Consider the following 20488-nt stretch of genomic DNA (forward strand, 5'->3'; position numbering starts at 1 on the left):
CCATTGCCGGCAATCCTTGCACCACGCCCACGCCCCCGCGTCCATCGCGCCCATCGATCTCGATGACCGGATCGACCTCGTCCGGCGACTACCGAGGCGATGGACAACTCCGAGCAGCACGAGAGCGGGGTGCGGGCGCTCTTCGCCGCGTTGGCGACCGCCGACAGCGACGAAACCGCGCTGGCCCGATTCGCCGCGGTCCTGGCAGATCCGGGCGGCGACGCCTCCGGTGAACGCCTGCGCCGCCTGTGGCCGCCGCCCGCGTCCCCGGCCGACCCGACCGCCGCGCTGGTGGCCGACCCCCCGCGCCGCCCCGTCCCGCCGCTGCGCCCGCGGGACCCCGCGCTCGAGCGGGCGATCGCGACTGCCAGCGCCTGCGTCGGCCGCCTCGAGTCGGTCGACTCCGGCAGCGTCACCCCGCTCGCCACCGCCTGGCTCGTGCGCCCCGACCTCGCGGTCACCATTCGCAAGCCGCTGCTGCCCTGCCTGGCGCAGCTGACCCGGGGCGAGCGGACCCTGCAGATCGACCTCCCCGGCGACGCCCCCGTGGCCGTGCGCGAGGTCGTCTACGTCGCCCCCGATTGCGACCTCGCGCTGCTGCGCGTGGCCACGCGACCGAGCTTCATCGCCTTCGCCCCCGGCGTCGCCCACGGCCACGAGCTGGCGGCGATCGACTGCGATGATTCGCCCGCGCCGCCGCACGGCGAGGCCCTGCCCGGCGGCCTGCGCCTGGTCCCCGGACGCGTGCAGGAGGTCTCGGCCGCGCTCCTGCGTCACGACTGCGCCGGGCGCCCCGGCGGGGTCCTCCTCGACCTCGCCTCCGCCCAGGCGATCGGCCTCACCCTCGGCGACCACCGGTCGGTGCCGGGCTGGCTCGTGCGCGAGCGGCTCGAGCGGCTCAACCGATGAAGCGCGCCTCGCTCACCGCGTGGACAGCAGCTGGGCCCGCAGCCCGGCCGCCCATTGCTCGAGCCCCGAGATCGTGCTCTCCATCTCCGCCGCGCTCGCCTCGAGGCCGCGAATCGCCGCCTCGAGCTGCTGTCGGGCCCGGCGCAGCCGGCTGCGGGCAGTGTCCTCGGGCACGCCGAGGAACGCCCCGAGCTCCGGCCCCGTCATGTGCTCCCAATAATAGAGCTCCAGGATCACCTGCGACGCGACCGGTATCTTGCGCAGGCCGTGCAGCAGCAGCCGCTGCTCCGCGTGGGCCGCCAGCAGCGACGTCGCGCTCGCGCCGAGGTCGACGAGCGACATCTTCTCGAGGTCGAGCTCCTCCGGCTTGCGCCGGTGGCGACGGAGATGATCGCGGAGGATGTTGTGCGCGATCGCGAACAAATACGTGCGAAACGAGGCGTCCCCGCGGAACCGATCGCGACCCTCGACGCAACCGGTGAAGGTGCGCTGCACGAGGTCCTCGGCCTGGTGCTCGACCTTGTTGCGAAAGAACCTGCGGACGGCGTCGAAATAGCGGTCGAACAGAACGCTGCCCGCCTGGCGGTCGCCGGCCCGCCAGGCGGAGAGGAGCTCCTGGTCGCTCGTCATGACGCCACTCTACACCACGGGGGGCCGGCCGCGAAACACGCTGGCTGACGGACCCGGGCCTCGGAGACACTACCCCCGGCATGGACGGGAAGCAGGAGCACACCTGGCCCAGCCTCGAGCGGCTCGGCGCCGAGAAGCGGGACCTCGCGGACGAGGCGATGTATCGCAGCCTCAAATCGAAGCTGTTCGACGAGGCCTATCCGCCGGTCCAGATCGGGCGGTTCAGAGTGGTGCAGGCCCTGGGCCAGGGCGGCATGGGGGTGGTCTACGCCGCCCAGGACGTGCAGCTCGACCGCCTGGTCGCGATCAAGGTCATTCGCGACGACCGTCTGCGAGAAGGCGCGAAGGACCGCGCGCGCCTGCTGCGAGAGGCGCGGATGCAGGCCAAGCTGGCCCACCAGAACGTCGTGCCGATCCACGAGGTCAGCGAATACGAGGGCGGCGTCTTCATCGTCATGGAGCTGGTCAAGGGCTCCACGCTGCGCGAATGGCTGGACCGTGAGCCGCGCCCGCTGGCGGCGATCCTCGAGCGATTCGTCGAGGCGGCCCGCGGCCTGGCGGCGGCGCATCGGGCCGGGATCGTCCACCGCGACTTCAAGCTGGCCAACGCGCTGGTCGGCGAGGACGGCCGGGTCCGGATCGCCGACTTCGGCCTCGCGGTGGCCCACCAGAGCGCCCCCGAGACCGAGCCCGAGCGGGCCGCCGGGCCCGCCTCCGCCGCCAGCACCAGCAAGTACGCCGGAACCCCGACGTACATGTCGCCCGAGCAGGCCCTCGGCCGCGAGTGCGACGCCCGCAGCGACCAGTACTCCTTCGCCGTCGCCCTGACCGAGGCGGTGCTCCGCCGCGCCCCGGCGCCCGCGCTCGAGCGACTCGCCGAACGAACCGCCCCGGCGCTGCCGGCCGACGGCCCCGCGCCGCAATGGTTGCGCCAGGCCCTCTCGCGCGCCCTCTCGCTCGACCCCGCCGACCGCTACCCGTCGATGGCCGCCCTCATCGACGTCCTGGTCGAATCGCCCCGGCGCCGCCGCCGACGCGCCCTCGCCGTCGGCCTCGTCGCCGCATTGACCGGCGCGACCGCCCTCGGGGCCACCCTCTTCACCGATTCCTCGCAGCCGCAGTGCGCCCAATCCGACGAGCGCATCCGGTCGATCTGGAACGAAGCCCGCCGACAATCGCTGCACGCCGCATTCACCGCCACCGGCCTGCCCTACGCCGAGGCCTCGTGGCGCCGCGCCGGCGCGGCGCTCGACGCCTACGCGGAGCGCTGGGCCGAGGTCGCGCGGATCAACTGCGAGGCCACGGACGCGTCGACGCCCCAATTGGATCGACTGTTCGCCCAGGGCGCCGCCTGCCTCGACCGTCAGCGCAGCGCCTTCGTCACCTTGCTCGACCAATTCGCCGCTGCGGACGCCGGTCTGGTCGCCGGCGCCGACACGGCGATCGCCGGCCTGCCGCCCCCGATGCAATGCCGCGTGTCTCCGACCATGCGCATGGACGATCGACCCGCCGGGCCCACCGATCCGCGAGTGCGCGAGCTCCTCGATCGCGGCAAGATCCTCATGAACACGCAACGAGGTCGCGACGCCGCCGCCTTGCTCGACAACGCGTTGCCGGAGATCCGCAGCACCTCCGACGTCGCCGGCGAGGCCGAGGCGCTGCTGTTGCTCGGGCGGACTCAGGGACGCCTGCTCGGGGACGGGCCGGCCGCCGCGCGCTCCCTGCACCAGGCTTACAATCGGGCGAACACCGCCAAGCAATCGGACCTGAAGTGGGAGATCTGGAACGAGCTCGCGCGCGTCCACGCCGTCGTCTTCGACGCACCCGGCGAGGCGCGCACGTGGCTGGACCACGCCAAGTCCGAGACTCATCCGGACTCACGGGCCGCCGAGGCGGCCATCGCGGCCGTCGAGAGCGACATCCTGATCGCCGAGAACCGACCCGCCGACGCGGTCGGCCTGCGAAGGTCCGCCCTCGCCACGCTCAAGTCCATCCATCCCCCGGATCATCCGGAGGTCGTGCTCGCCCTGCGCTCGCTCGCCGCCGGCCTGGGCGAGGCCAGACAGGTCCAGGAGGCCCGGGACCTGAACGTGCAGCTCCTCGCGGATCTGCAGAAGGAGTACGGCCGCGAGCATCCGTGGCCCGCGCGCGTCGAGCTGGACCTCGGGCTCGACCTCCTCGAGCTCGAGCGACCGGCCGCGGCCCGCGAGCACCTCGAGCACGCGCGCGCCGCATTGGTGACGACCTACGGCGAAGTCCACCTCTGGGTCGCCAAGGCCGAGGTCGCGCTCGCGCAGCTCGACCTCGCCGAAGGCGAGCTCGCGTCGGCGATCGTACGGGCAGAGAAGGCGCTCGCGGCCTACGACGCTCTGGTCCCGCGCGCTCACGTCGAGCGCGTCATGGCGCTCGTGCTGCTGACCGACGCTCACTGGTCGAGCGGCCGGACCGATCGCCTCCTCGCAATCAGCCGAGAATTGCTCGACATCCACGACGCCGATCCGACCCACAGCGGTGTGGACGTCGCCGGTGTCCTCACCAACATCGGCGACAGTCTGTGTCTACTCGGCAGGTGTACGGAGGCGCTACCGTACTTCAATCGATTGATGGCACTCTATCTGGAGGATTCGCCGCCCGAGCCGGCCCTGCGCGCGGTCCCGCTGCGAGGGATCGGGCTCGTGCACGGGGCGAAGGGTCAGCCGGAGCTCGCGCTCGCGTTCCTCGAGCAGGCGCTCGAGATCCTCGAGAAGTCGCCGCTCGAGCGCGGCGGCATGTCGGACATCCTGGCCGCGACCATGCGCGAGCTGGCCGACACGCTCACGGCGCTCCGGCGCGATCCCGAGCGAGTCCGCCAGCTCCGCCGGCGCGCGGCCGAGATCGATCCGCAGTGAATTCAGCCGTGGCGCTCGAGCTGCCCCAGCCGCTCGCGCACCACCCAGCCCGGCACCCCGAGGTTCGTGCGCCGGCCGTCGTGTTCGCCGTAGTTGAGGCCGATCGCCACCCCGCGGACGAGGTCGACGATCGCCGCGCCCGAGCTGCCGCCGAGCGTGGTGCAATCGTGCTCCAGCAGCGCCTGCGTCGTCGACACCAGGCGGCCGAGCGAGATCCGCTTGAAGCCGCGGCCGTCGCGGTCGAACCAGCCGTCACCGAAGCATTGCTGGTACTCGGGTTGCGGATACCCGCCCTCGGCGTGGCTCGGGAAGCCGATCACGGCCACCGGGTTGTCGGCGACCAGCGAATCGACGACTGCGAGCCCGGCGTGGGGCGACCGCAGCTGGGCGACTTGCACGAACGCGAGGTCATGGGTCGGGTCGATATAGAGCACCCGCCGGATCGGGCAGCGGAGGTCCGCCCGCGCGCCCGCCTCGGCGCAGAGGTCGAGGCGCAGGGTCATGCGGCCGCGTTCCAGGTCGTCGAGGAGCGACAGGATCGTGTGCCGGTTGGTCACCGCGACGTCGCCGCGGACCAGCCAGGCCGTGCCGCACTGCATCAGCGGGCCGAGCTCCGGGCACTCGAGGCGGCCGACCGCGCCGAGCGCCGCCTCCAGTTGCGGCTTGGCCGTCTCGACGACGGCTCGCCAGGCCGGCTCGCGCGGCAGCTCGAAGGTCCCGGCGCGGACCGTGAGCGGGCACGGGAACCAGTGTCTCACGAGCTCCCGACCGGACACCTCGGCCCCGGCCGCGGCAGGTTCAGGTTCAGCTGCAGGCGCGGACAATCCGACCTCGTGGCGCTCCAGGGTGTCCTCAGACGTCGTCGTTTGCATGGCTCTCCCGGCTTCTTGCCTCGGGATGTTAGTGGCACGGGCTCGCCCTCCCGTGCATCCGCGCGGCGCGATCGATCGCCGTGGCGATCGACTTGACCGGTTCGGCCGGCTCTCGACACTACCCATTCACAGCGCGAGGGCCCCGACGATGTCCGCCGGGTCGAAGCGCGACAGGAGTTGTATCGCCATGGCAGTCACGTGGACCTTGAAGGACGCATCTGGAGGGAATCTCACCACCCAGCCGACGTCGACCGGCACACTCACGCTCAATTTCAATAACAGCGGCTATCCGTACTTCGCCGTCGGCGAGACGATCAACGAGGTCTACGCCGAGGTCGACAGCACCGGCCCGATCACGGTCACCCTGGGGCCGCAGAATTCGGGCTACTACCTCGACCAGGTCCGCAGCGATCCGCAGGAGCTCCCGTCGCCCCACGGCGGCGTGATGAGCTGGACCGACAGCGGCGGCACCACCACCCTCACCTTCACCGCGCCCGGCACGGTCAACCAGGAGTGGTCGTGGGGCTTCGGCGGGCTCAACCCGCCGGTCGCGCTGAAGATGAAGGTGCGCGTCCGGCGGACGTGAACCGGGTCGGGCGAGACTCGAAGTCGAGCGGCACCTGACCTATCCGCCAGGTGCCGCTCGACTTCGGCGCCGCCCGCCTCCGACCCCGGAGACATCATGGCCGTCCCTCGGACAGGGAAGGATGTCGCCCGCGCGGCTCTCACCCATCGACGTCCTCGAGCGGCCCGCTGGCGCCGAATTTCGACGCGCGGGCTGTCCCGATCCCTCCTCGGTGAGGTCGTATCGGCGAGGGTATCGGGCGAGAGCGAGCTCGTCACCAGGACGGCGCTGGCGACCTCGATGCGGGTCGATGCTCTCGCTCGATTCGGCCGCTCGCACGACCTGTCCCTTCGGACACATCACCGCCCCGTCGCCCCCGCCTCGCCGAGCTGCTAGCAGCCCGTGGTGAAAGTCGCGGTAACCACGCCGCGAGGAATCTCGCGAACAGCAAAGCGGCGCGCGGTATCGCGCGCCACTCGGAAAGCTGATAAAGTGGCTCTGCCATGGCAATGGGACACGACAACGGAGAGCAGCCGACGCTGTTTATCACGTACGACAAGCTGCAGGGGCTCGGGCACCCGTTCTACGAGGCGCTCGACAAACTGCTGCGGAAGCACGGGTTCGACCGCTTCGCGGAGAAGCAGTGCGAGTCGTTCTATGCCGAGGTGATGGGACGACCGGGCCTCGCGCCGGGGGTGTACTTCCGCTGCTTGCTCATCGGCTACTTCGAGGGGATCGGCAGCGAGCGGGGCATCGCTTGGCGGGTCGCCGATTCGCTGAGCCTGCGGCGGTTTTTGGGGCTCGGTCTGGAGAAGCAGCCGCCGGATCACTCGACGATCTCGCGGACGCGGCGCCGGCTGAGCACCGACGTGCACGAGCGAGTCTTCACGCGGGTGCTGGAGCTGGTGGCCGAGCACGGCCTGCTGCGCGGCAAGACGCTGGGGATCGACGCGACGACGCTCGAGGCGAACGCGGCGCTGCGCTCGATTGTTCGCCGCGACGACGGACGCGCGTACAAGGAGTACCTGACCGACCTGGCGGAGGCCGAGGGGATCGAGGAGCCGACGCGCGAGGACCTGGCGCGGCTCGATCGCAAGCGCCCGAAGAAGGGCTCGAACGAGGAGTGGGTGCACCCGCACGATCCCGAGGCGCAGATCATGAAGATGAAAGACGGCAGCACCCACCTCGCGCACAAGCACGAGCAGGCGGTCGATCTCGAGACCGGTGCCATCGTCGGCGTGACGGTGCACGGCGGCGCCACGGGCGACACGAAGACGATCGAGAAGACGCTGGAGGTCGCCGACGCCAACCTCGCGGAGGTGCGCCAAGAGGCCTCGGAGAAGGCCAAAGAGCAGCTCGCCGAGCGCGTCGAGGAGGTCGTCGCCGACAAGGGCTATCACAGTAACGACGTGCTCACGAACCTTGAGGAGGTCGACGTGCGCAGCTACATCCCGGAGCCCGCGCGAGGCCGCCGGCGGTGGGAGGGCAAGCAGGCCGAGCGCGACGCAGTCCGCCGGAATCGCCGCCGCATGAAACGGAGTAAGGGCAAGGAGCTGCAGAAGAAGCGCAGCGAGCTGGTCGAACGGCCCTTCGCACACATGCTCGACTCCGGCGGAATGCGCAGAGTCCACGTCCGCGGTCACGACAATATCCTCAAGCGGCTGGTCATCCACGCCGCCGGATTCAACTTGAGTCTGATCATGCGAAAGGTCCACGGAGTCGGGAAACCGAGGGCCCTCCAGGGCCTTCGGGCCGCGCTTTCTGCCGTACTTGTGGCTGTCCTCACGCTTTTGCGGTGGCTCGGAGCGCTCTCTGGACGCGACTCGCGTCAGTCTCCGCCGATGCTCGACTTTCAGAGCACACCCGCTCATGCGAGCCCCACATGAGCGATTTCGTCCCGGCGATTTCTACCTCGGGCTGCTAGCATCCGCCGCGTGTCCGCCCTCCCGGTCCTCGACCTCTCGCCGCTCCGCCGCGACGCCGCCGAGCCCGCGCGCGACCAGCTCGCGCGGGCCATCGCCGCCGCCTGCCGCGACAGCGGCTTCTTCTACGTCGTCGGCCACGGCCTCGACCCGGCCCTGCTCGGCCGCCTCGAGCAGCTGAGCCGGCGCTTCTTCGCCGCCGCCGAGGCCGACAAGCAGACCCTGGCGATGAGCCGCGGCGGCCGGGCCTGGCGCGGCTGGTTCCCGCTCGGCGGCGAGCTCACCTCGGGCCGGCCCGACCTCAAGGAGGGCCTGTACTTCGGGACAGAGCTGGGCCCCGACCACCCGCGCGTGCGCGCCGGCGTCCCGCTGCACGGCGCCAATCTGTGGCCCGCGTGGCTGCCGGAGCTGCGCCCGGTCGTGCTCGACGTGATGGCGCAGCTGGCCGAGGTCGCCCAGCTGCTGCTCACGGGCGTCGCCCGCAGCCTCGACCTCGCGCCCGAGTGGTTCCGCGTGCACTACACCGGCGACCCGACGCTGCTGTTCCGGATCTTCCACTACCCGGCGACGCCACGATCGGGCTGGGGCGTCGGCGAACACACCGACTACGGCCTGCTCACGCTGCTCGTCCAGGACGACGTCGGCGGCCTGCAGGTCAAGACGCCGGGCGGTTGGATCGACGCGCCGCCGCTCCCCGGGGCGCTGGTGTGCAACATCGGCGACATGCTCGACCGCCTCACCGGCGGCTGGTACCGCTCGACGCCCCACCGCGTGCGCGGCTCGGTCGACCGCGATCGCCTGTCGTTCCCGTTCTTCTTCGATCCCGCGTGGGACGCCGAGATCGTGCCGCTGCCGCGCCGCGCCGCCGACCTGCCCGACGACGCCGCCGAGCGCTGGGATCGCGCCAGCGTGCACGCCCACCGCGGCACCTACGGCGAATACCTGCTCGCCAAGGTCGCCCGCGTCTTTCCCGCCCTGCACGCCGAGGTGCACGGCGACGGCGCGTGACCCAGGCGCCGGCCACGCCGCCGATCGAGGCCGGCGACCTCTGCCGTGCTCACATTGCCTGAAGGCGACATTGAACAATGTACAGTGGTCGCCTGGTGGCGTGTTCCTACGGTGTGAAATCGCGGAGGGAACAGCCATGCGTGCGAAGCACCACACCAGCGACCTCGGGGACACCCGCGCCACCACCGACGCGGAGGCGCCGTTCGAGGAGTTCATCGGCCCCGGCTTTCGTTCGCGCGGTCTGTACGGCGAGGTGACCTGGCCCGACCGGGAGCCCACGCCCTGGCCGCGCGACCGCGAGGGCGACGCAGCCGCCTCGCAGTCCGGCCGCGGCCGCTGCGTCGGCCTGGGCCCACGCAGCTACCGCCGCTCCGACGCCCGGATCGCCGAGGACATCAACGAGGCGCTCACGTGGCACCCCGACATCGACGCCAGCGAGGTCGAGGTCGCCGTCGAGCGCGGCAACGTGACCCTCACCGGCCTCGTCTACGACCCGCAGACCCGGCGCCTGATCGTCGAGCTGGCGCTGCAGACCGCCGGGGTCGCCGAACTCGACGACCGCCTGTGCGTCTCCGGCGGCAAGGCCGCGAGCGACTGATTCACCGCACCTGTCCCTGCGGATAGTCGCGCATCCGCGGCGCGCGACTCGCTGCGAGGCTAGCCCGCGTTGAAGCGACGGAGCAGCGCCGTGAAGGCCTGCAAGTCCGCGTCGGACCAGCCCTGCAGGCGCGCCGAGAAGACGGCGCCGCGGAGGTCGAGGGCGGCGAGCACCCGCTCCTCGCCCAGGGGGCTGAGCGAGAGGACCACCGCGCGGCGGTCGGACGGGTCGGGGCGGCTCTCGACCAGGCCGAGGCCCTTCATCCGGCCGACGAGGTGGCTCGTCGAGCTCCGATCCATCCCGACCGCCTCGGCGACCGCGCTCGGCTTCGCGGGCCCGTAGGCGTACAGCCAGCGGGCGATGTGAAACGCCGCCGGCTGCAGCGCCGGGTGAAAGGCCGCGGCCGAGCGCTCGGTCAGCGCCCGCGAGGCGCTGAGGAGCGCGCTCAGCTCGACGCCGAGCTCGAGCTCCAGCGCGTCGCGGGGCGAGGGGTCGCGGTTCGGCAATTTGGTTGACATATCCCTATCATCTCGAGGATGGTTGAGTTATCCCCACTATATCGGAGGCTCGATCATGCTCCCAGACCGCCTCATCGTGCTCACCGGCGCCACCCACGGGCTCGGCCGCGTCGCGGCGCTCGAACTCGCGCGTCGCGGGGCGCGTCTCGCCCTCGTCGCCCGCGACCGCGACAAGGCCGAGCGCACCCGGGCCGAGCTGAGGGCGGCCGCGCCCGGCGCCTCCGTCGACCTCCACTTCGCCGACCTGACCCGGCTGGCGGAGGTCCGCCGCGTCGGCGAGGAGATCGCCGCGAAGCACGCCCGGATCGACGTGCTCATCAACAACGCCGGCGTCCACGGCTTCGCGCAGCGCGTGACGCCCGACGGGCTGCCCGAGATGATCGCGGTCAATTATCTCGCGCCGTGGCTGCTCACGCGGATCCTCCTGCCCGCGCTCACCGCTGCCGGTCGGGCGCGGGTCGTGACCGTCGCCTCCGAGGCCTCGCGCCGGCACGGCACGCTCTCGCTGCCGGCGGACCTCACCGACACCCGGCCGTTCACCGCCCGCGGCTCGTCTGCGATCTACGGCAAGAGCAAGCTGCTCGACATCATGTTCTCCCTCGAGCTCGCGCGGCGCCTCGAGGCGACCGGGGTCGAGGCGGTGTGCCTCGATCCGGGCTTCAACGTCACCGGTCTCGGCCGCGACCTGTGGTTCGCGGCGCCGCTCGAGCGGGTCCTGCGAGCCTTGAAGATCGGCGATCCCGCCCGCGGCGCCGGGCTCATCGTCGAGCTCGCGGTCGGCACGAGCATCGCCGACCGCGACGGCCGCTACTTCACCGTGAAGGGGCGCCGAGCGCTCACGCCGGCGCCTCCCGGCGGCGATGGGGCGCTCCAGCGGCGCCTGTGGGCCGAGACCGAGGCGCTGCTCGTGCGCCTCGGGGTCTGGTGAGACGTCACAGCGGGATCTCGAGCCCGTCGCGCGCGACCTCGAAGCCGCGGCGGCGGATCTCCAGCGCCGCAGCGCCGCCGGGGTCGACCGCCGGGTTCGAGTGATTGAGGTGGGTGAAGATCACCCGCACCCCGCCGGCGTCGATCAGCGGCTGCAGCAGATCCATCGTATCGACGATCAGCGGGTGCGCCAGGGTCGCCAGATCGCGGCCAGGCAGCTCGTCCGGCGAATAGAAGCAGCCGTCGAGCAGCGCCACGTCGATCCGCTCCGCCGCCAGCACCTCCGGCAGCGGCCGCGGCCACGCGGCCCACGGCGCGCTGTCGGGCACGTACAGCGCACGCGCCCGCGGGCCGGCGATCACGAAGCCGTGAGTGTCGGTGTACTCGTCGCGGTGCGGGACCTGCAGCGGCGCCACGGTCACGCCGCCGGCGAGCGTCACCGTACCTGCCCCTTCGAACATGTGCAATCGGACATTGTCGAGCCGCACCAGCTGATCCCACGGCGCGTTGTCGCGGAGGAACGCCGCCATCCGCGGGCTGGCGTGCACGGGCAGCGCCTGGGCGTGCAGCGCCTCGAAGCCGAGCAGGGCCAGGCCGACGTAGTGGCCGACGTGCGCGTGGGTGAGGAACAGCCCGGCCAGCGGCGCGCGGTCGACCCCGCCGCGCGGCCTGCCTGTCCTCGGGGCCAGGTCCTCGAGCTGCGCGGGCAAGTCGGGCGTGGCGTCGATCAGCCACGCCTGCGCCCCGGCCACCACCGCCGCGCTCGCCACCTTGCGGCCCGCGCCCGGGTCGGTCCGCGCCCGCGCGCAGCGCTCGCACGAGCAGCCGACGTGCGGCAGGCCGCCGTCCTGGGCGGTGCCGAGCACCACCAGAGCTGGCCCTCGGGGCATGTCCTTCGCGCCATCTTCGGACGGACACCCGAGCAGGGCCAGCGACAGCAGAGCAGCGGGCGCGCGGCGCATCACGGCACCGTAGCACGACGGCGCCGCCCGGACGACGCACGCCCGGACGACCGTTCGTCGCGGCCGCCGACGCCCCGCGGGCGTCGGCGGCCTCGCGCCGCTCAGCGTGACCGCCGGCGGCGCAGCGTCAGCAGCAGCAGCGTCAGTGCCGACAGGCCGAACCCGCCGGGAGCGTCCTGCCGGCAGCCGCAGCCGCTCTCGTCGGACGCGGCGCCGCCGGAGTCGCTGTCGGTGTCGCCGTCGGTCTCGGTCGCGTCGGTCGTCTCGGTGTCGCCGCCGGGCTCCGTGTCGCTGGTCCCCGGCTGCTCGCCGGTGGTCTCGCCGGGGCCGCCGGTCGTCGGCACCTGCCCGCTCGAGCCGTCGGAGTCGGAGTCGCCGCCGCTCGTGGTCGTCGGGTCGCCGCCCGCGAGGCAGTTCGCCTCGCAGCCGTCGCCGGCCTCGTTGTTGCCGTCGTCGCAGTCCTCGCCGCCGTCGACCACCCCGTCGCCGCAGCTCGCCTGCGTGCAATCGGTGCGGCAGGCGTCGGCCTCGACGTCGCTGTTGTTCGCCCCGTCGTCGCACTCCTCGCCGGCGCTGACGATCCCGTCGCCGCAGATCGCCGCCGGCGCGTCGACCACCCCGACCACGCACAATGCGTCGAGCGTCCAGCCGCCCATCTCGAGCCCCTGGTCGCTCCGCAGCTCGTACTTCAGCGTGACCGCGTCGTTCATCACCGACGCGGTCAGGTCGACGTCGTGGAAGCGCCACTCGCGATCGGTGTGGTGCGTGGTCGCGTCGTTCATGTTCGGGCTGGCGAAGTTCGTCCACACCTCGGCGTCGTTGGCGTAGATCCGCGCGCGGTCGAAGGCGCCGTCCTCGATGTTGAGCCAGCGGCGGTACTGCAGGCGCACCTGCGAATAGCCGGTCGTGTCGATCACCGGCGACTCGGCATAGTTGGTCTTGTCCGACTGGTACGTGCCGTTGTAGTTGCCGCCGCCGAGGTCGTTGCCGAACACGCGCGTACCGTCGTAGGCGGCCTGCGGGTCGCCCGAGGACGTCGGCGCCAGCGGCTCCTGCCACATCCAGTCGTCGGCGCCCTCGCCCTGCATGCCCATGGTGAGGCCGTGCGTCCAGCCGTCGGTGGCCGGGTCGGTCTCGAAGTCGGTGCAGTAGATCTCCTCGACCGCGCCGACGAAGAACTCGTAGAACGGATCGGCCGCGTTCTCCGGGTACTGCAGGACGGTCGCGTCCTGGAACGTGATCTTGACCTGGTACTGCACCACGCTGCCCGCCGGCTGCTGCGGGATCTTGCCCGTGATCAGATCGGGCGCGACGTCCATCGCGATCACCCCGCCGACGTCCTGCTGCTCGCGCAGGCGCCAGGTCAGCTCGGCGGACTCGATCATCCCGCCGGTGCACTGGCCGCCGCCGCCCTCGACCCCGACCGACACCGTGTACTCTGCCAGCTGCGGCAGGGCCACCCCGGGGGCCTCGACGTCGACCCCGAGCTTGAACAGGCCGTGCTTGGCGTACGCGGTGTCGATCAGGCACTTGTTGGGCGTGCCGTTGGCGAGGTCGCCGTCGTCGTCGTCGGCCGCGAGCGCCTCGAAGTACATGCTCGGGATGTCGACCGCGCGGCGGATCGATTCATAGTAGATGTGATCGGCCTGGGCCACCGCGCCCGGCCCCTGGTCCTCGATCAGCGCCTTGCGCAGGTCCCACAGCGCGCCGGCGATGATGAGGCCGGTGATGTGCGTGTCGCCGTCGATGTCGTCGGGCCACACCGCCTCGCTGCCGTTGGGGTCGATGTGGCGCAGCGGCCCGGGGTCGTTGAGGAAGAAGCCGATCCCCATCGCCGGGTCGTCGACGATCGTCGCCGCCAGGTAGTCGCTCACGCCCTCCGACAGCGACGGGTCGAAGTTGCCGACGCCCTGGATGATGGCGTGGTCGTGCACCCCGTGGCCGAACTCGTGGTAGACGATGTCGGCCACCCGCCCGGTGTTGTTGCACTGGTTGCTCTGGCGGAAGAAGTTGACGTTGCCGTCGTAATAGGCGTTGCAGCTGTCGTTGATGTTGACGATCGCGTCGAGCTGCTGGCCGAGGAAGTCGAGGTTCGGATCGATCTGGCGCACGTACTCGATCACCTCGTTCGCGTGCACGAACGTCGTGATCTGCGCGTCGACGAGCTCGTCGTTCGGGGCGCCCCACACCGCGGTCTGGTTCGGCTGCAGGTTGAGGTTCGCGGTCGCCGCGGCGCCGGCGTCGTTGTCGACCGTCACCTGGGTGCCCGTCGCCCGCGCCGTCACCTGCGCGGCGTTGTTGCCGTTCCACATCACGTCGCCGGTCTGGCTGCTGGTGGCGTTCACCCCGGCCACGGTCAGCGACGCGCGGTTGGCCGGCCAGTCCTGGCGCTCGCCGCCGGGCTCGCGCAGCGGCGCGTTGTAGGCCACCTTGCCGCCGGCGAACAGCAGCGTCTGCCTGCGCGCCACCGGCTCGCCCGTGGCCGCGTCGACGTACACCCGCCAGCGCCCGAGCGGCGCCTGGGTCGTCAGCTCGACCGGCACCACGGCCCGGTACTCGACCTTGCTCCCGCGCACCAGCGGCAGCACCACCGCCTCGTGCGCGCCCTCGAAGCTGACTGTCCCCGGGGACAGGTCCCGCTCGAGCCAGGCGATCGCGGCCCCGCGGGCCTGCTCCGCGCCGACCGTGCGGACCGCCGGCGCCGGCACGTGCGGCAGCGCCTCGGAGCCGATCATGAACAGGCGGTCGTTGCGGAAGCGGAAGCTGACCTGCCCGCCCTCGACCGCCACCCCGCGGACGCGCTGGACGAAGCCGAGTGTGCGCATTCCGCCGCTCTCGACATTCGCCACCAATGTGAAGTCCGCGGCCGAGGCCCCCGGCGCCAGCAGGGCCACGTGGCGGCTCAAGAACGCCCGCGCCAGCCGCTCCGCCGCGATCGGCGAACGCGCGGTCCCGGGCGCAGCGATCCCGGCGCCCCAGATCCGCCTGACCACGTCCGTGTCCCGGTCCCACACCGCCCATGTCTGCGGTCCCATCTCGGCGACGAGCCGCGACCAGGCCCGCCCGTGCTGCGGTGGCACCCGATGCCAGGTCAAGTCGCCGGCGACCCGCACCGGAGCGCCGGTGGCGACCTCGAGGGCGGGCCGCCGCGCGTGCGCGGCAGGGGTCTGAACCGCGCTCGCGGTCGGGCTGACGGCCAAAATCGTGGCCGCGGTGAGGGTGGCAATTCCGTGGGCGAGTCTCATCGGTCCTCCGCGGGTGCGCTGGACGCACCACGCCGCCACCCTACCAAAACGCAAGCCCCTGGAGGTATGTTTGTGTCTAGCGCGTGCTCACAGGGCAAGGCCCTGTCGCCGCCAACCCCCTCGCCCCGCCCCCAGCCTTCGCGGCCCGCAGCGAATGGCTGCACTCGCCCGGCCCTCGCAGTCCGCGGGTGCAGGTGCACGGCTCCTCAGGACATGACCTTCGAGCCATGTCGTCACGATCGCCGCGCGTCGACGACGTGCGCCTCGTCGACACACCCGCTCACGCGGTGTCTCTCCATAATCCGTGGAGGATCCGTTCCGTCGACAACCACTCATGCGATTCACCCGCGCCCCGAAATGCGGCGAGTCCGAATTGCACCGCCGCGAATCGGCTCTCACGCGCCTCGCGCCGGAGCGCGCGGTCGACCCCGCGCTCTCGCGCGCGTCGCCGGGCGAGCTCCCGCCCGCGTCGGGGCCCGCAGTGCTCCGAGCGTCGGCTTCGACTATGCTGGCGTCGCATGTCCGTGAATCCTTATGGCAGCTCGATGGAGCAGGTGTTGGCCGAGCTCGAGCGCGTCGAGCTGCTCGTGCGGATCCAGGTCGCCCGACTGCGACAAAGCAAGCGGGACGACCGGTTCGAGGGCCTCTACGTCTCCGAGGAGGAGGTCGACGAGCACCTCCGGCGACCGCTCGGCGCGCCGCGCTGGGCCCACGAGCCCTCGCCGGTGGCCGACGCCCAGGCAGGGCGCCTCGACGCCCTGAGGCGCGGCCTCCTCGCGCGCGCCGAGGCCACGCGGGCGGCGGGCCTGCGGCTCCGCCTCGACGAGCTCGTCGCCGCGTTCGGCCTGTCCGACCTCGACCGCGACGTCGTCCTGCTCTGCCTCGCGCCGGAGGTCGCGCCGCGCTACGAGCGGGTCTTCGCCTACCTGCAGGACGACGTCACCCGCCGACGTCCCGGCGTCGACCTCGCGCTCGAGCTGCTGTGCCCCGCGTTCGCCGACAAGCTGGCCGCGCGGACGCGCTTCGAGGCGAGCGCGCCGCTCTCGCGCCACGGCCTCGTCCAATTGTTCGACGAGCCCACGCACCCGCATCCGACCCTGCTCGGGCGGTTCTTGCGGCTCGATCCGCGGGTCGCCGGCTTCTTGCTCGGCGGCGACGAGCTGGCCGCGGAGCTCGACGGCCTGGTCACGCGCTGCTCGCCGGAGCCCGCGGGCCGGTCTCTGGCGGCGGACGACGCCCGCGCCCGGATCGCCGGCCGCTACGATCCGCGCGAGGGGCTGCTCGTCGACCTCGTCGGTCCCGCGGGCAGCGGCAAGCAGTCGTGGGCCCGGGCCCTGGGCGCCGAGCTCGGGCTCGGACTCCTCGTCGCGCACGCGCCCGGGCTGTTCGCCGCCGGCCCGGCAGAGGCGGCGAGGCGCCTGTCGACGCTCGCGCGCGAGGCCGTGTTGCAGCGCGCCGCGGTCTACTGGGAGGGGCTCGACGAGCTCGCCGAGGCCGATCAAGCGGCGGCGCAGGACGCGGTGCTCGGGTCGGACTCGCACCCGCGCCGGTTGACCTTCGTCGCCGGCCCACGGCCGTGGCGGGTCGCCGAGCGCGTGCCGGGGTTGCGGTTCACTCGCGTCGAATTGCCGCGGCCGAGCGACCACGAGCGCCTCGATCTGTGGCGACGCGAGCTCCCGGCCGCGTTGCCCGACGCCGTCGCGGCCGAGCTGCCGGCCCTCGCGAGCAAGTTCCGCTTCACCGCCGGGCAGGTCCGCGCCGCCGCTGCCAACGCGCGCGAGCGGGCGCACTGGCGGGCCGGCGAGCAGCCGCTGGCCGTCGCCGACCTGTACGCCGCGTGCCGGGCGCAGAACAACAGCAAGCTCGGCGAGCTCGCGCGGCCGATCGTCCCGCACTACACGTGGAGCGACATCGTGCTCTCGGCCGACAGCCTGACGCAGCTGCGCGAGGTGTGCGATCGCGTGCGCCTGCGCGGGCGGGTGCACGAGGAGTGGGGGTGGGGCGCCAAGCTGTCGCTGGGCAAGGGGATCAACGTCATCTTCTCCGGCCCGTCGGGGACGGGCAAGACGATGGCCGCCGAGATCCTCGCGCACGAGCTCGGCCTCGACCTCTACAAGATCGACCTCTCGGGCGTGGTCAGCAAGTACATCGGCGAGACCGAGAAGAACCTCGCCAGGATCTTCGCCGAGGCCGAGACCAGCAACGCGATCCTCTTCTTCGACGAGGCGGACTCGCTGTTCGGCAAGCGCTCCGAGGTCAAGGACGCGCACGACCGCTACGCCAACATCGAGACCAGCTACCTGCTGCAGCGCATGGAGGAGTACCAGGGGCTCACGATCCTCGCCACCAACCTGCGCAAGAACCTCGACGAGGCGTTCGTCCGCCGCATGGCCTTCGCCGTCGCCTTCGCGCTGCCCGAGGAGGCCGAGCGGCTCGACATCTGGCGGAAGGTGTGGCCGTCGGCGGTCCCGCTCGACCCGACGCTCGACCTCGAGTTCATGGCCCGGCAATTCAAGCTGAGCGGCGGCAACATCAAGAACATCGCCATCGCCGCGGCCTTCCTGGCCGCGAGTCGGGGCGTCCCCGTGTCGACGGCGCACCTGATCCTCGGCACCCGGCGCGAGATGCAGAAGATCGGCCGCATGTGCGTGCCGGCGGACTTCGGCAAGTACGCCGCGCTCGCCGAGTGAGCGGCGCCGTCGGCCGGCCTTGACCCACGATCGGCGATCGCCGAGCGCCGAGCGCTCGACCTTCGCGCCGTCGGTGAATCGCCGACCCCGACGCGGCGAAGTCCGCATCGTGCACGATCGTTCGCGCGACGAGCCGTCCGCGGCGGCGCCGCCACGTGTGACGGCGCCGACGGGCGCGGGTGATTCGCGCCGACCTGTCGCATTGGCCAGACTGCGCGCCTTTGCGGCGAGGCGGCGCGTCGCGCGTCGAGGCGTCGCGCCCTTCCATCATTAAAGCTTCGCCGCGTCGCGACCTCGTCCGATCACGATCGGACCTCGGCGCCCATGAGGCCCGCGCGGCGCTCGATCGCCGGTGCGCCGCGCCCCCGCCGCGAGCCGCGTGTCGCACGGGCGGAAATGGAGTGACCCGGGCGGCGGGCCGTGTCCGCGGTGCGTAATTTAAATTCAATTGACGAGGCCCTGAGCGACACATAGTATTCGAGGCGTTGCGATGGCAAGAGCGCGCGTCTGCGTGCGGCCGATGGGCCGCGCGCGATCCGTGACGCTCGGGTGAAGCTCGGGGATGGACGATGATTCTGGATCTGGACAATACCATCAAGGAATTGATCGAGACCTTCGCGCCGGCGAACTCGGAGCTGGCCGGCGCGACGGTCTCGTTCGACCTGCCGGACGCCGGTTGGCGGGCGCAGCTCGACGCTTTGACGGTGAATTGCTACCTCTACGACATCCGCCAGAACATGGCGGCGGCGACGAACGAGCCGATATTGGTCCAGAGCGCCGACCAGAAGAAGCGGGCGCGGGTGAGGCCGCCGGCGCGGATCGACTGCGCCTATTGCATCACCGCGTGGAGCCCGGCGCTGACCGGCGCCGTGTTCGAGGAGCACCGGCTGCTCAGCCAGCTCCTCCAGCTGTTCCTGCGCTTCCCGAAGATCCCGGACGAGGTCCTGCAGGGCGCCCTCGTCGAGCAGATGGCGCCGTTTCCCGGCATCGTCGCGTCCCAGGAGGGCGTGCGCAACCTGCCGGAGTTCTGGAGCGCGCTCGACCAGAAGCTCAAGCCGTCGCTCAATTACGTGATCACCCTCGGCATGCTGCCCGACGCGGTGCCCACGGACGCAGAAATGGTCGAAAAGCCGACCGCGATCACGGTCGGCGTCGACCACCGGTGAACACCAGAGCTATCGGGCGGCCTGCGGGCCGCGGCTACCCACGGCCTTTTCGGCCTGAAATGGAGAGAGGTGATGGACAACATTGGAATCAATCTCAGAGAAGTCGATGGGCGGGCGACGCCGAGCATTCAGGGCGCGGCGACGTCGGTGGCGGGCTTCATCGTTCGCACCAAGCGCGGGGTCCCGGGGAAGGTCCGGCTGGTCACCAACTTCTCCGAGTTCCTCGAGTACTTCGGCGGCTACGTGAAGAAGGCCGACGCCCACGACAATTACTTCGGCGCCTACGCGCTCAAGGGCTTCTTCGACAACGGCGGCGCGGTCGCCTACGTGACCCGCGTGTTCGGCACCGGCGTCGCCGCGACCGTGACCTCCACCGACGGCGATGAGGAAGAGGGCCCGCTCACCATCACCGCCGCCTACAGGGGCCAGACCGACCCGGGCGCGTGGGGCAACAAGATCAGCGTCGCCGTCGCCTACCACGCCCCCGTGGCGCCGGAGACCGTGGGCTCGTTCGACCTCACCGTGAGCTTCGAGGGCCGCCAGGTCGAGGTCTGGGACCACCTGCCGGCCAGCGCCGCCGCGGCCGACACGGTCAACGACGAGTTCAGCGGCTCGAAGTACATCGTCATCGCCTTCGACGCGACCGTCAACGGCGGGGTGCTCGTCGCGGAGACGCTGGCGCTGAAAGACGGCACGCAGGACGCGCCCGACGCGGACGCGCTGGAGGACCTGTGCTCCGCGGCGCTCCCCCTCTACGACACCATCGACATCCAGCTGCTGGCCTGCCCCGAGTGCTCGACCGCCGACTTCGCGCTCGCGGGGGCCGACTATTGCGCCCTCCGCGGCGATTGCATCTTCGTCAGCGACGCCGGCGACGTCGACATGGCCGGGGCGCAGGCGTTCACGACCAACCTGCGCGGCAACAACATCTACGGCGCGGTGTATTGGCCCTACATCCGCATCAACGACCCGATCGGCACCAGCCGCTGGATCCCCGCGACCGGCCACGTGCTCGGCGTCATGGCCCGCACCGAGCGCGAGCGCGGCGTGTGGAAGGCCCCCGCCGGGGTCGCCGCCCGCGTCCAGGGCGCGCTCGACGTCCGCCACCACATCTCCGACCCCTCGCACACGATCCTCGTCAAGGGCTCGGGCGTCAACGCGGTCCGCTTCATCTCCGGGCAGGGCATCGTCATCGACAGCGCCCGCACCCTCAGCAGCAGCACGCTGTGGCAGTTCATCAACGTCCGCCTGCTGTTCAACTTCGTCAAGAGCTCGCTCAAGAGCGGCCTGCGCTGGGTCGTGTACGAGCCGAACGACGAGGTGCTGTGGAACAAGGTCAAGCACAACGCGGTGACCCCGTTCCTGATGAACCTGTGGCGCCGGGGCGCGTTCGGCCCGGGGTCGCCGGACGAGGTGTTCTCGGTCCAGTGCGACAGCGCGAACAACCCGAGCGACAACGTCAAGCTGGGCATCCTCAACGTCGAGGTCTACTTCTACCCCTCGCGCCCGGCCGAGACGTTCATCATCACCGTGGGCCAGCAAGAGGGCGGGCCGACGGCGAGCGAAGGCTAATACGAGGAGAGGAGCA

15 protein-coding genes are annotated in these 20488 nt (G+C 71.5%); 10 read left to right on the forward strand and 5 right to left on the reverse strand.

Annotated features, from left to right (window positions below):
* Positions 1-99 precede the first annotated feature (99 nt).
* The gene (locus tag O0S08_RS32945; RefSeq protein WP_269033376.1) at positions 100-909 is read left to right on the forward strand and encodes a hypothetical protein; all 810 of its coding nucleotides are present in this window, start codon (positions 100-102) and stop codon (positions 907-909) included.
* A 12-nt stretch (positions 910-921) separates the two neighbouring features.
* Here O0S08_RS32945 and O0S08_RS32950 read toward each other — a convergent pair whose 3' ends face one another.
* Positions 922-1539, reverse strand: a complete 618-nt coding sequence (locus O0S08_RS32950; protein ID WP_269033377.1) for an RNA polymerase sigma factor — start codon at positions 1537-1539, stop codon at positions 922-924.
* 80 nt (positions 1540-1619) lie between these two features.
* Here O0S08_RS32950 and O0S08_RS32955 point away from each other — a divergent pair, with 80 nt between their 5' ends.
* Positions 1620-4427: a serine/threonine-protein kinase gene (locus tag O0S08_RS32955; protein WP_269033379.1), complete on the forward strand. Its 2808-nt coding sequence runs from the start codon at positions 1620-1622 to the stop codon at positions 4425-4427.
* A gap of 2 nt (positions 4428-4429) precedes the next feature.
* Here the strand turns inward: O0S08_RS32955 and O0S08_RS32960 are convergent, their stop codons facing one another.
* The gene (locus tag O0S08_RS32960) at positions 4430-5299 is read right to left on the reverse strand and encodes a trypsin-like serine peptidase (RefSeq protein ID WP_269033380.1); all 870 of its coding nucleotides are present in this window, start codon (positions 5297-5299) and stop codon (positions 4430-4432) included.
* A 187-nt stretch (positions 5300-5486) separates the two neighbouring features.
* Between O0S08_RS32960 and O0S08_RS32965 the strand changes: the two genes are divergently transcribed.
* From O0S08_RS32965 to O0S08_RS32980, 4 genes are all read left to right on the forward strand, one after another.
* Positions 5487-5885 carry a hypothetical protein gene (locus O0S08_RS32965; protein WP_269033382.1) on the forward strand — a complete coding sequence of 133 codons (399 nt, stop codon included), beginning with the start codon at positions 5487-5489 and terminating at the stop codon, positions 5883-5885.
* Positions 5886-6373: 488 nt separating this feature from the next.
* Positions 6374-7750: a transposase gene (locus tag O0S08_RS32970; RefSeq protein WP_269041884.1), complete on the forward strand. Its 1377-nt coding sequence runs from the start codon at positions 6374-6376 to the stop codon at positions 7748-7750.
* Between the two features lie 48 nt (positions 7751-7798).
* Positions 7799-8794 (forward strand): isopenicillin N synthase family dioxygenase, encoded by a 996-nt coding sequence (locus O0S08_RS32975; protein WP_269033383.1) that lies wholly within the window; start codon positions 7799-7801, stop codon positions 8792-8794.
* Between the two features lie 136 nt (positions 8795-8930).
* On the forward strand, positions 8931-9392 hold the full coding sequence (locus O0S08_RS32980; RefSeq protein ID WP_269033385.1) for a BON domain-containing protein: 462 nt from the start codon (positions 8931-8933) through the stop codon (positions 9390-9392).
* 59 nt (positions 9393-9451) lie between these two features.
* Here the strand turns inward: O0S08_RS32980 and O0S08_RS32985 are convergent, their stop codons facing one another.
* Entirely contained in the window at positions 9452-9910 is a 459-nt protein-coding gene (locus tag O0S08_RS32985) for a MarR family winged helix-turn-helix transcriptional regulator (RefSeq protein WP_269033387.1), read from the reverse strand.
* Positions 9911-9965: 55 nt separating this feature from the next.
* Between O0S08_RS32985 and O0S08_RS32990 the strand changes: the two genes are divergently transcribed.
* Positions 9966-10838, forward strand: a complete 873-nt coding sequence (locus tag O0S08_RS32990) for an SDR family NAD(P)-dependent oxidoreductase (RefSeq protein ID WP_269033388.1) — start codon at positions 9966-9968, stop codon at positions 10836-10838.
* Between the two features lie 4 nt (positions 10839-10842).
* Here the strand turns inward: O0S08_RS32990 and O0S08_RS32995 are convergent, their stop codons facing one another.
* Both O0S08_RS32995 and O0S08_RS33000 read right to left on the reverse strand, forming a co-directional pair.
* Positions 10843-11799: an MBL fold metallo-hydrolase gene (locus tag O0S08_RS32995; protein WP_269033389.1), complete on the reverse strand. Its 957-nt coding sequence runs from the start codon at positions 11797-11799 to the stop codon at positions 10843-10845.
* A 101-nt stretch (positions 11800-11900) separates the two neighbouring features.
* Positions 11901-15044, reverse strand: coding sequence for a hypothetical protein (locus tag O0S08_RS33000; RefSeq protein WP_269033391.1), 3144 nt, complete (start codon positions 15042-15044; stop codon positions 11901-11903).
* Between the two features lie 518 nt (positions 15045-15562).
* Between O0S08_RS33000 and O0S08_RS33005 the strand changes: the two genes are divergently transcribed.
* The 3 genes from O0S08_RS33005 (at position 15563) to O0S08_RS33015 (ending at position 20472) form a co-directional block, all read left to right on the forward strand.
* On the forward strand, positions 15563-17734 hold the full coding sequence (locus tag O0S08_RS33005) for an ATP-binding protein (RefSeq protein WP_269033393.1): 2172 nt from the start codon (positions 15563-15565) through the stop codon (positions 17732-17734).
* 569 nt (positions 17735-18303) lie between these two features.
* Entirely contained in the window at positions 18304-18900 is a 597-nt protein-coding gene (locus tag O0S08_RS33010; protein ID WP_269033395.1) for a Pvc16 family protein, read from the forward strand.
* A gap of 72 nt (positions 18901-18972) precedes the next feature.
* Entirely contained in the window at positions 18973-20472 is a 1500-nt protein-coding gene (locus O0S08_RS33015; RefSeq protein ID WP_269033396.1) for a phage tail sheath C-terminal domain-containing protein, read from the forward strand.
* Positions 20473-20488: the final 16 nt, after the last annotated feature.

This window comes from Nannocystis punicea, from assembly GCF_026965555.1.
Lineage (GTDB): Bacteria > Myxococcota_A > Polyangia > Nannocystales > Nannocystaceae > Nannocystis > Nannocystis punicea.

Excerpts from the sequence above, each read along its gene's own strand:
- O0S08_RS32945 (WP_269033376.1), top strand. The coding sequence starts at position 100 with ATGGACAACTCCGAGCAGCACGAGAGCGGGGTGCGGGCGCTCTTCGCC.
- O0S08_RS32950 (WP_269033377.1), bottom strand. The coding sequence starts at position 1,539 with ATGACGAGCGACCAGGAGCTCCTCTCCGCCTGGCGGGCCGGCGACCGC.
- O0S08_RS32955 (WP_269033379.1), top strand. The coding sequence starts at position 1,620 with ATGGACGGGAAGCAGGAGCACACCTGGCCCAGCCTCGAGCGGCTCGGC.
- O0S08_RS32960 (WP_269033380.1), bottom strand. The coding sequence starts at position 5,299 with ATGCAAACGACGACGTCTGAGGACACCCTGGAGCGCCACGAGGTCGGA.
- O0S08_RS32965 (WP_269033382.1), top strand. The coding sequence starts at position 5,487 with ATGGCAGTCACGTGGACCTTGAAGGACGCATCTGGAGGGAATCTCACC.
- O0S08_RS32970 (WP_269041884.1), top strand. The coding sequence starts at position 6,374 with ATGGGACACGACAACGGAGAGCAGCCGACGCTGTTTATCACGTACGAC.
- O0S08_RS32980 (WP_269033385.1), top strand. The coding sequence starts at position 8,931 with ATGCGTGCGAAGCACCACACCAGCGACCTCGGGGACACCCGCGCCACC.
- O0S08_RS32985 (WP_269033387.1), bottom strand. The coding sequence starts at position 9,910 with ATGTCAACCAAATTGCCGAACCGCGACCCCTCGCCCCGCGACGCGCTG.
- O0S08_RS32990 (WP_269033388.1), top strand. The coding sequence starts at position 9,966 with ATGCTCCCAGACCGCCTCATCGTGCTCACCGGCGCCACCCACGGGCTC.
- O0S08_RS32995 (WP_269033389.1), bottom strand. The coding sequence starts at position 11,799 with ATGCGCCGCGCGCCCGCTGCTCTGCTGTCGCTGGCCCTGCTCGGGTGT.
- O0S08_RS33000 (WP_269033391.1), bottom strand. The coding sequence starts at position 15,044 with ATGAGACTCGCCCACGGAATTGCCACCCTCACCGCGGCCACGATTTTG.
- O0S08_RS33005 (WP_269033393.1), top strand. The coding sequence starts at position 15,563 with ATGTCCGTGAATCCTTATGGCAGCTCGATGGAGCAGGTGTTGGCCGAG.
- O0S08_RS33010 (WP_269033395.1), top strand. The coding sequence starts at position 18,304 with ATGATTCTGGATCTGGACAATACCATCAAGGAATTGATCGAGACCTTC.
- O0S08_RS33015 (WP_269033396.1), top strand. The coding sequence starts at position 18,973 with ATGGACAACATTGGAATCAATCTCAGAGAAGTCGATGGGCGGGCGACG.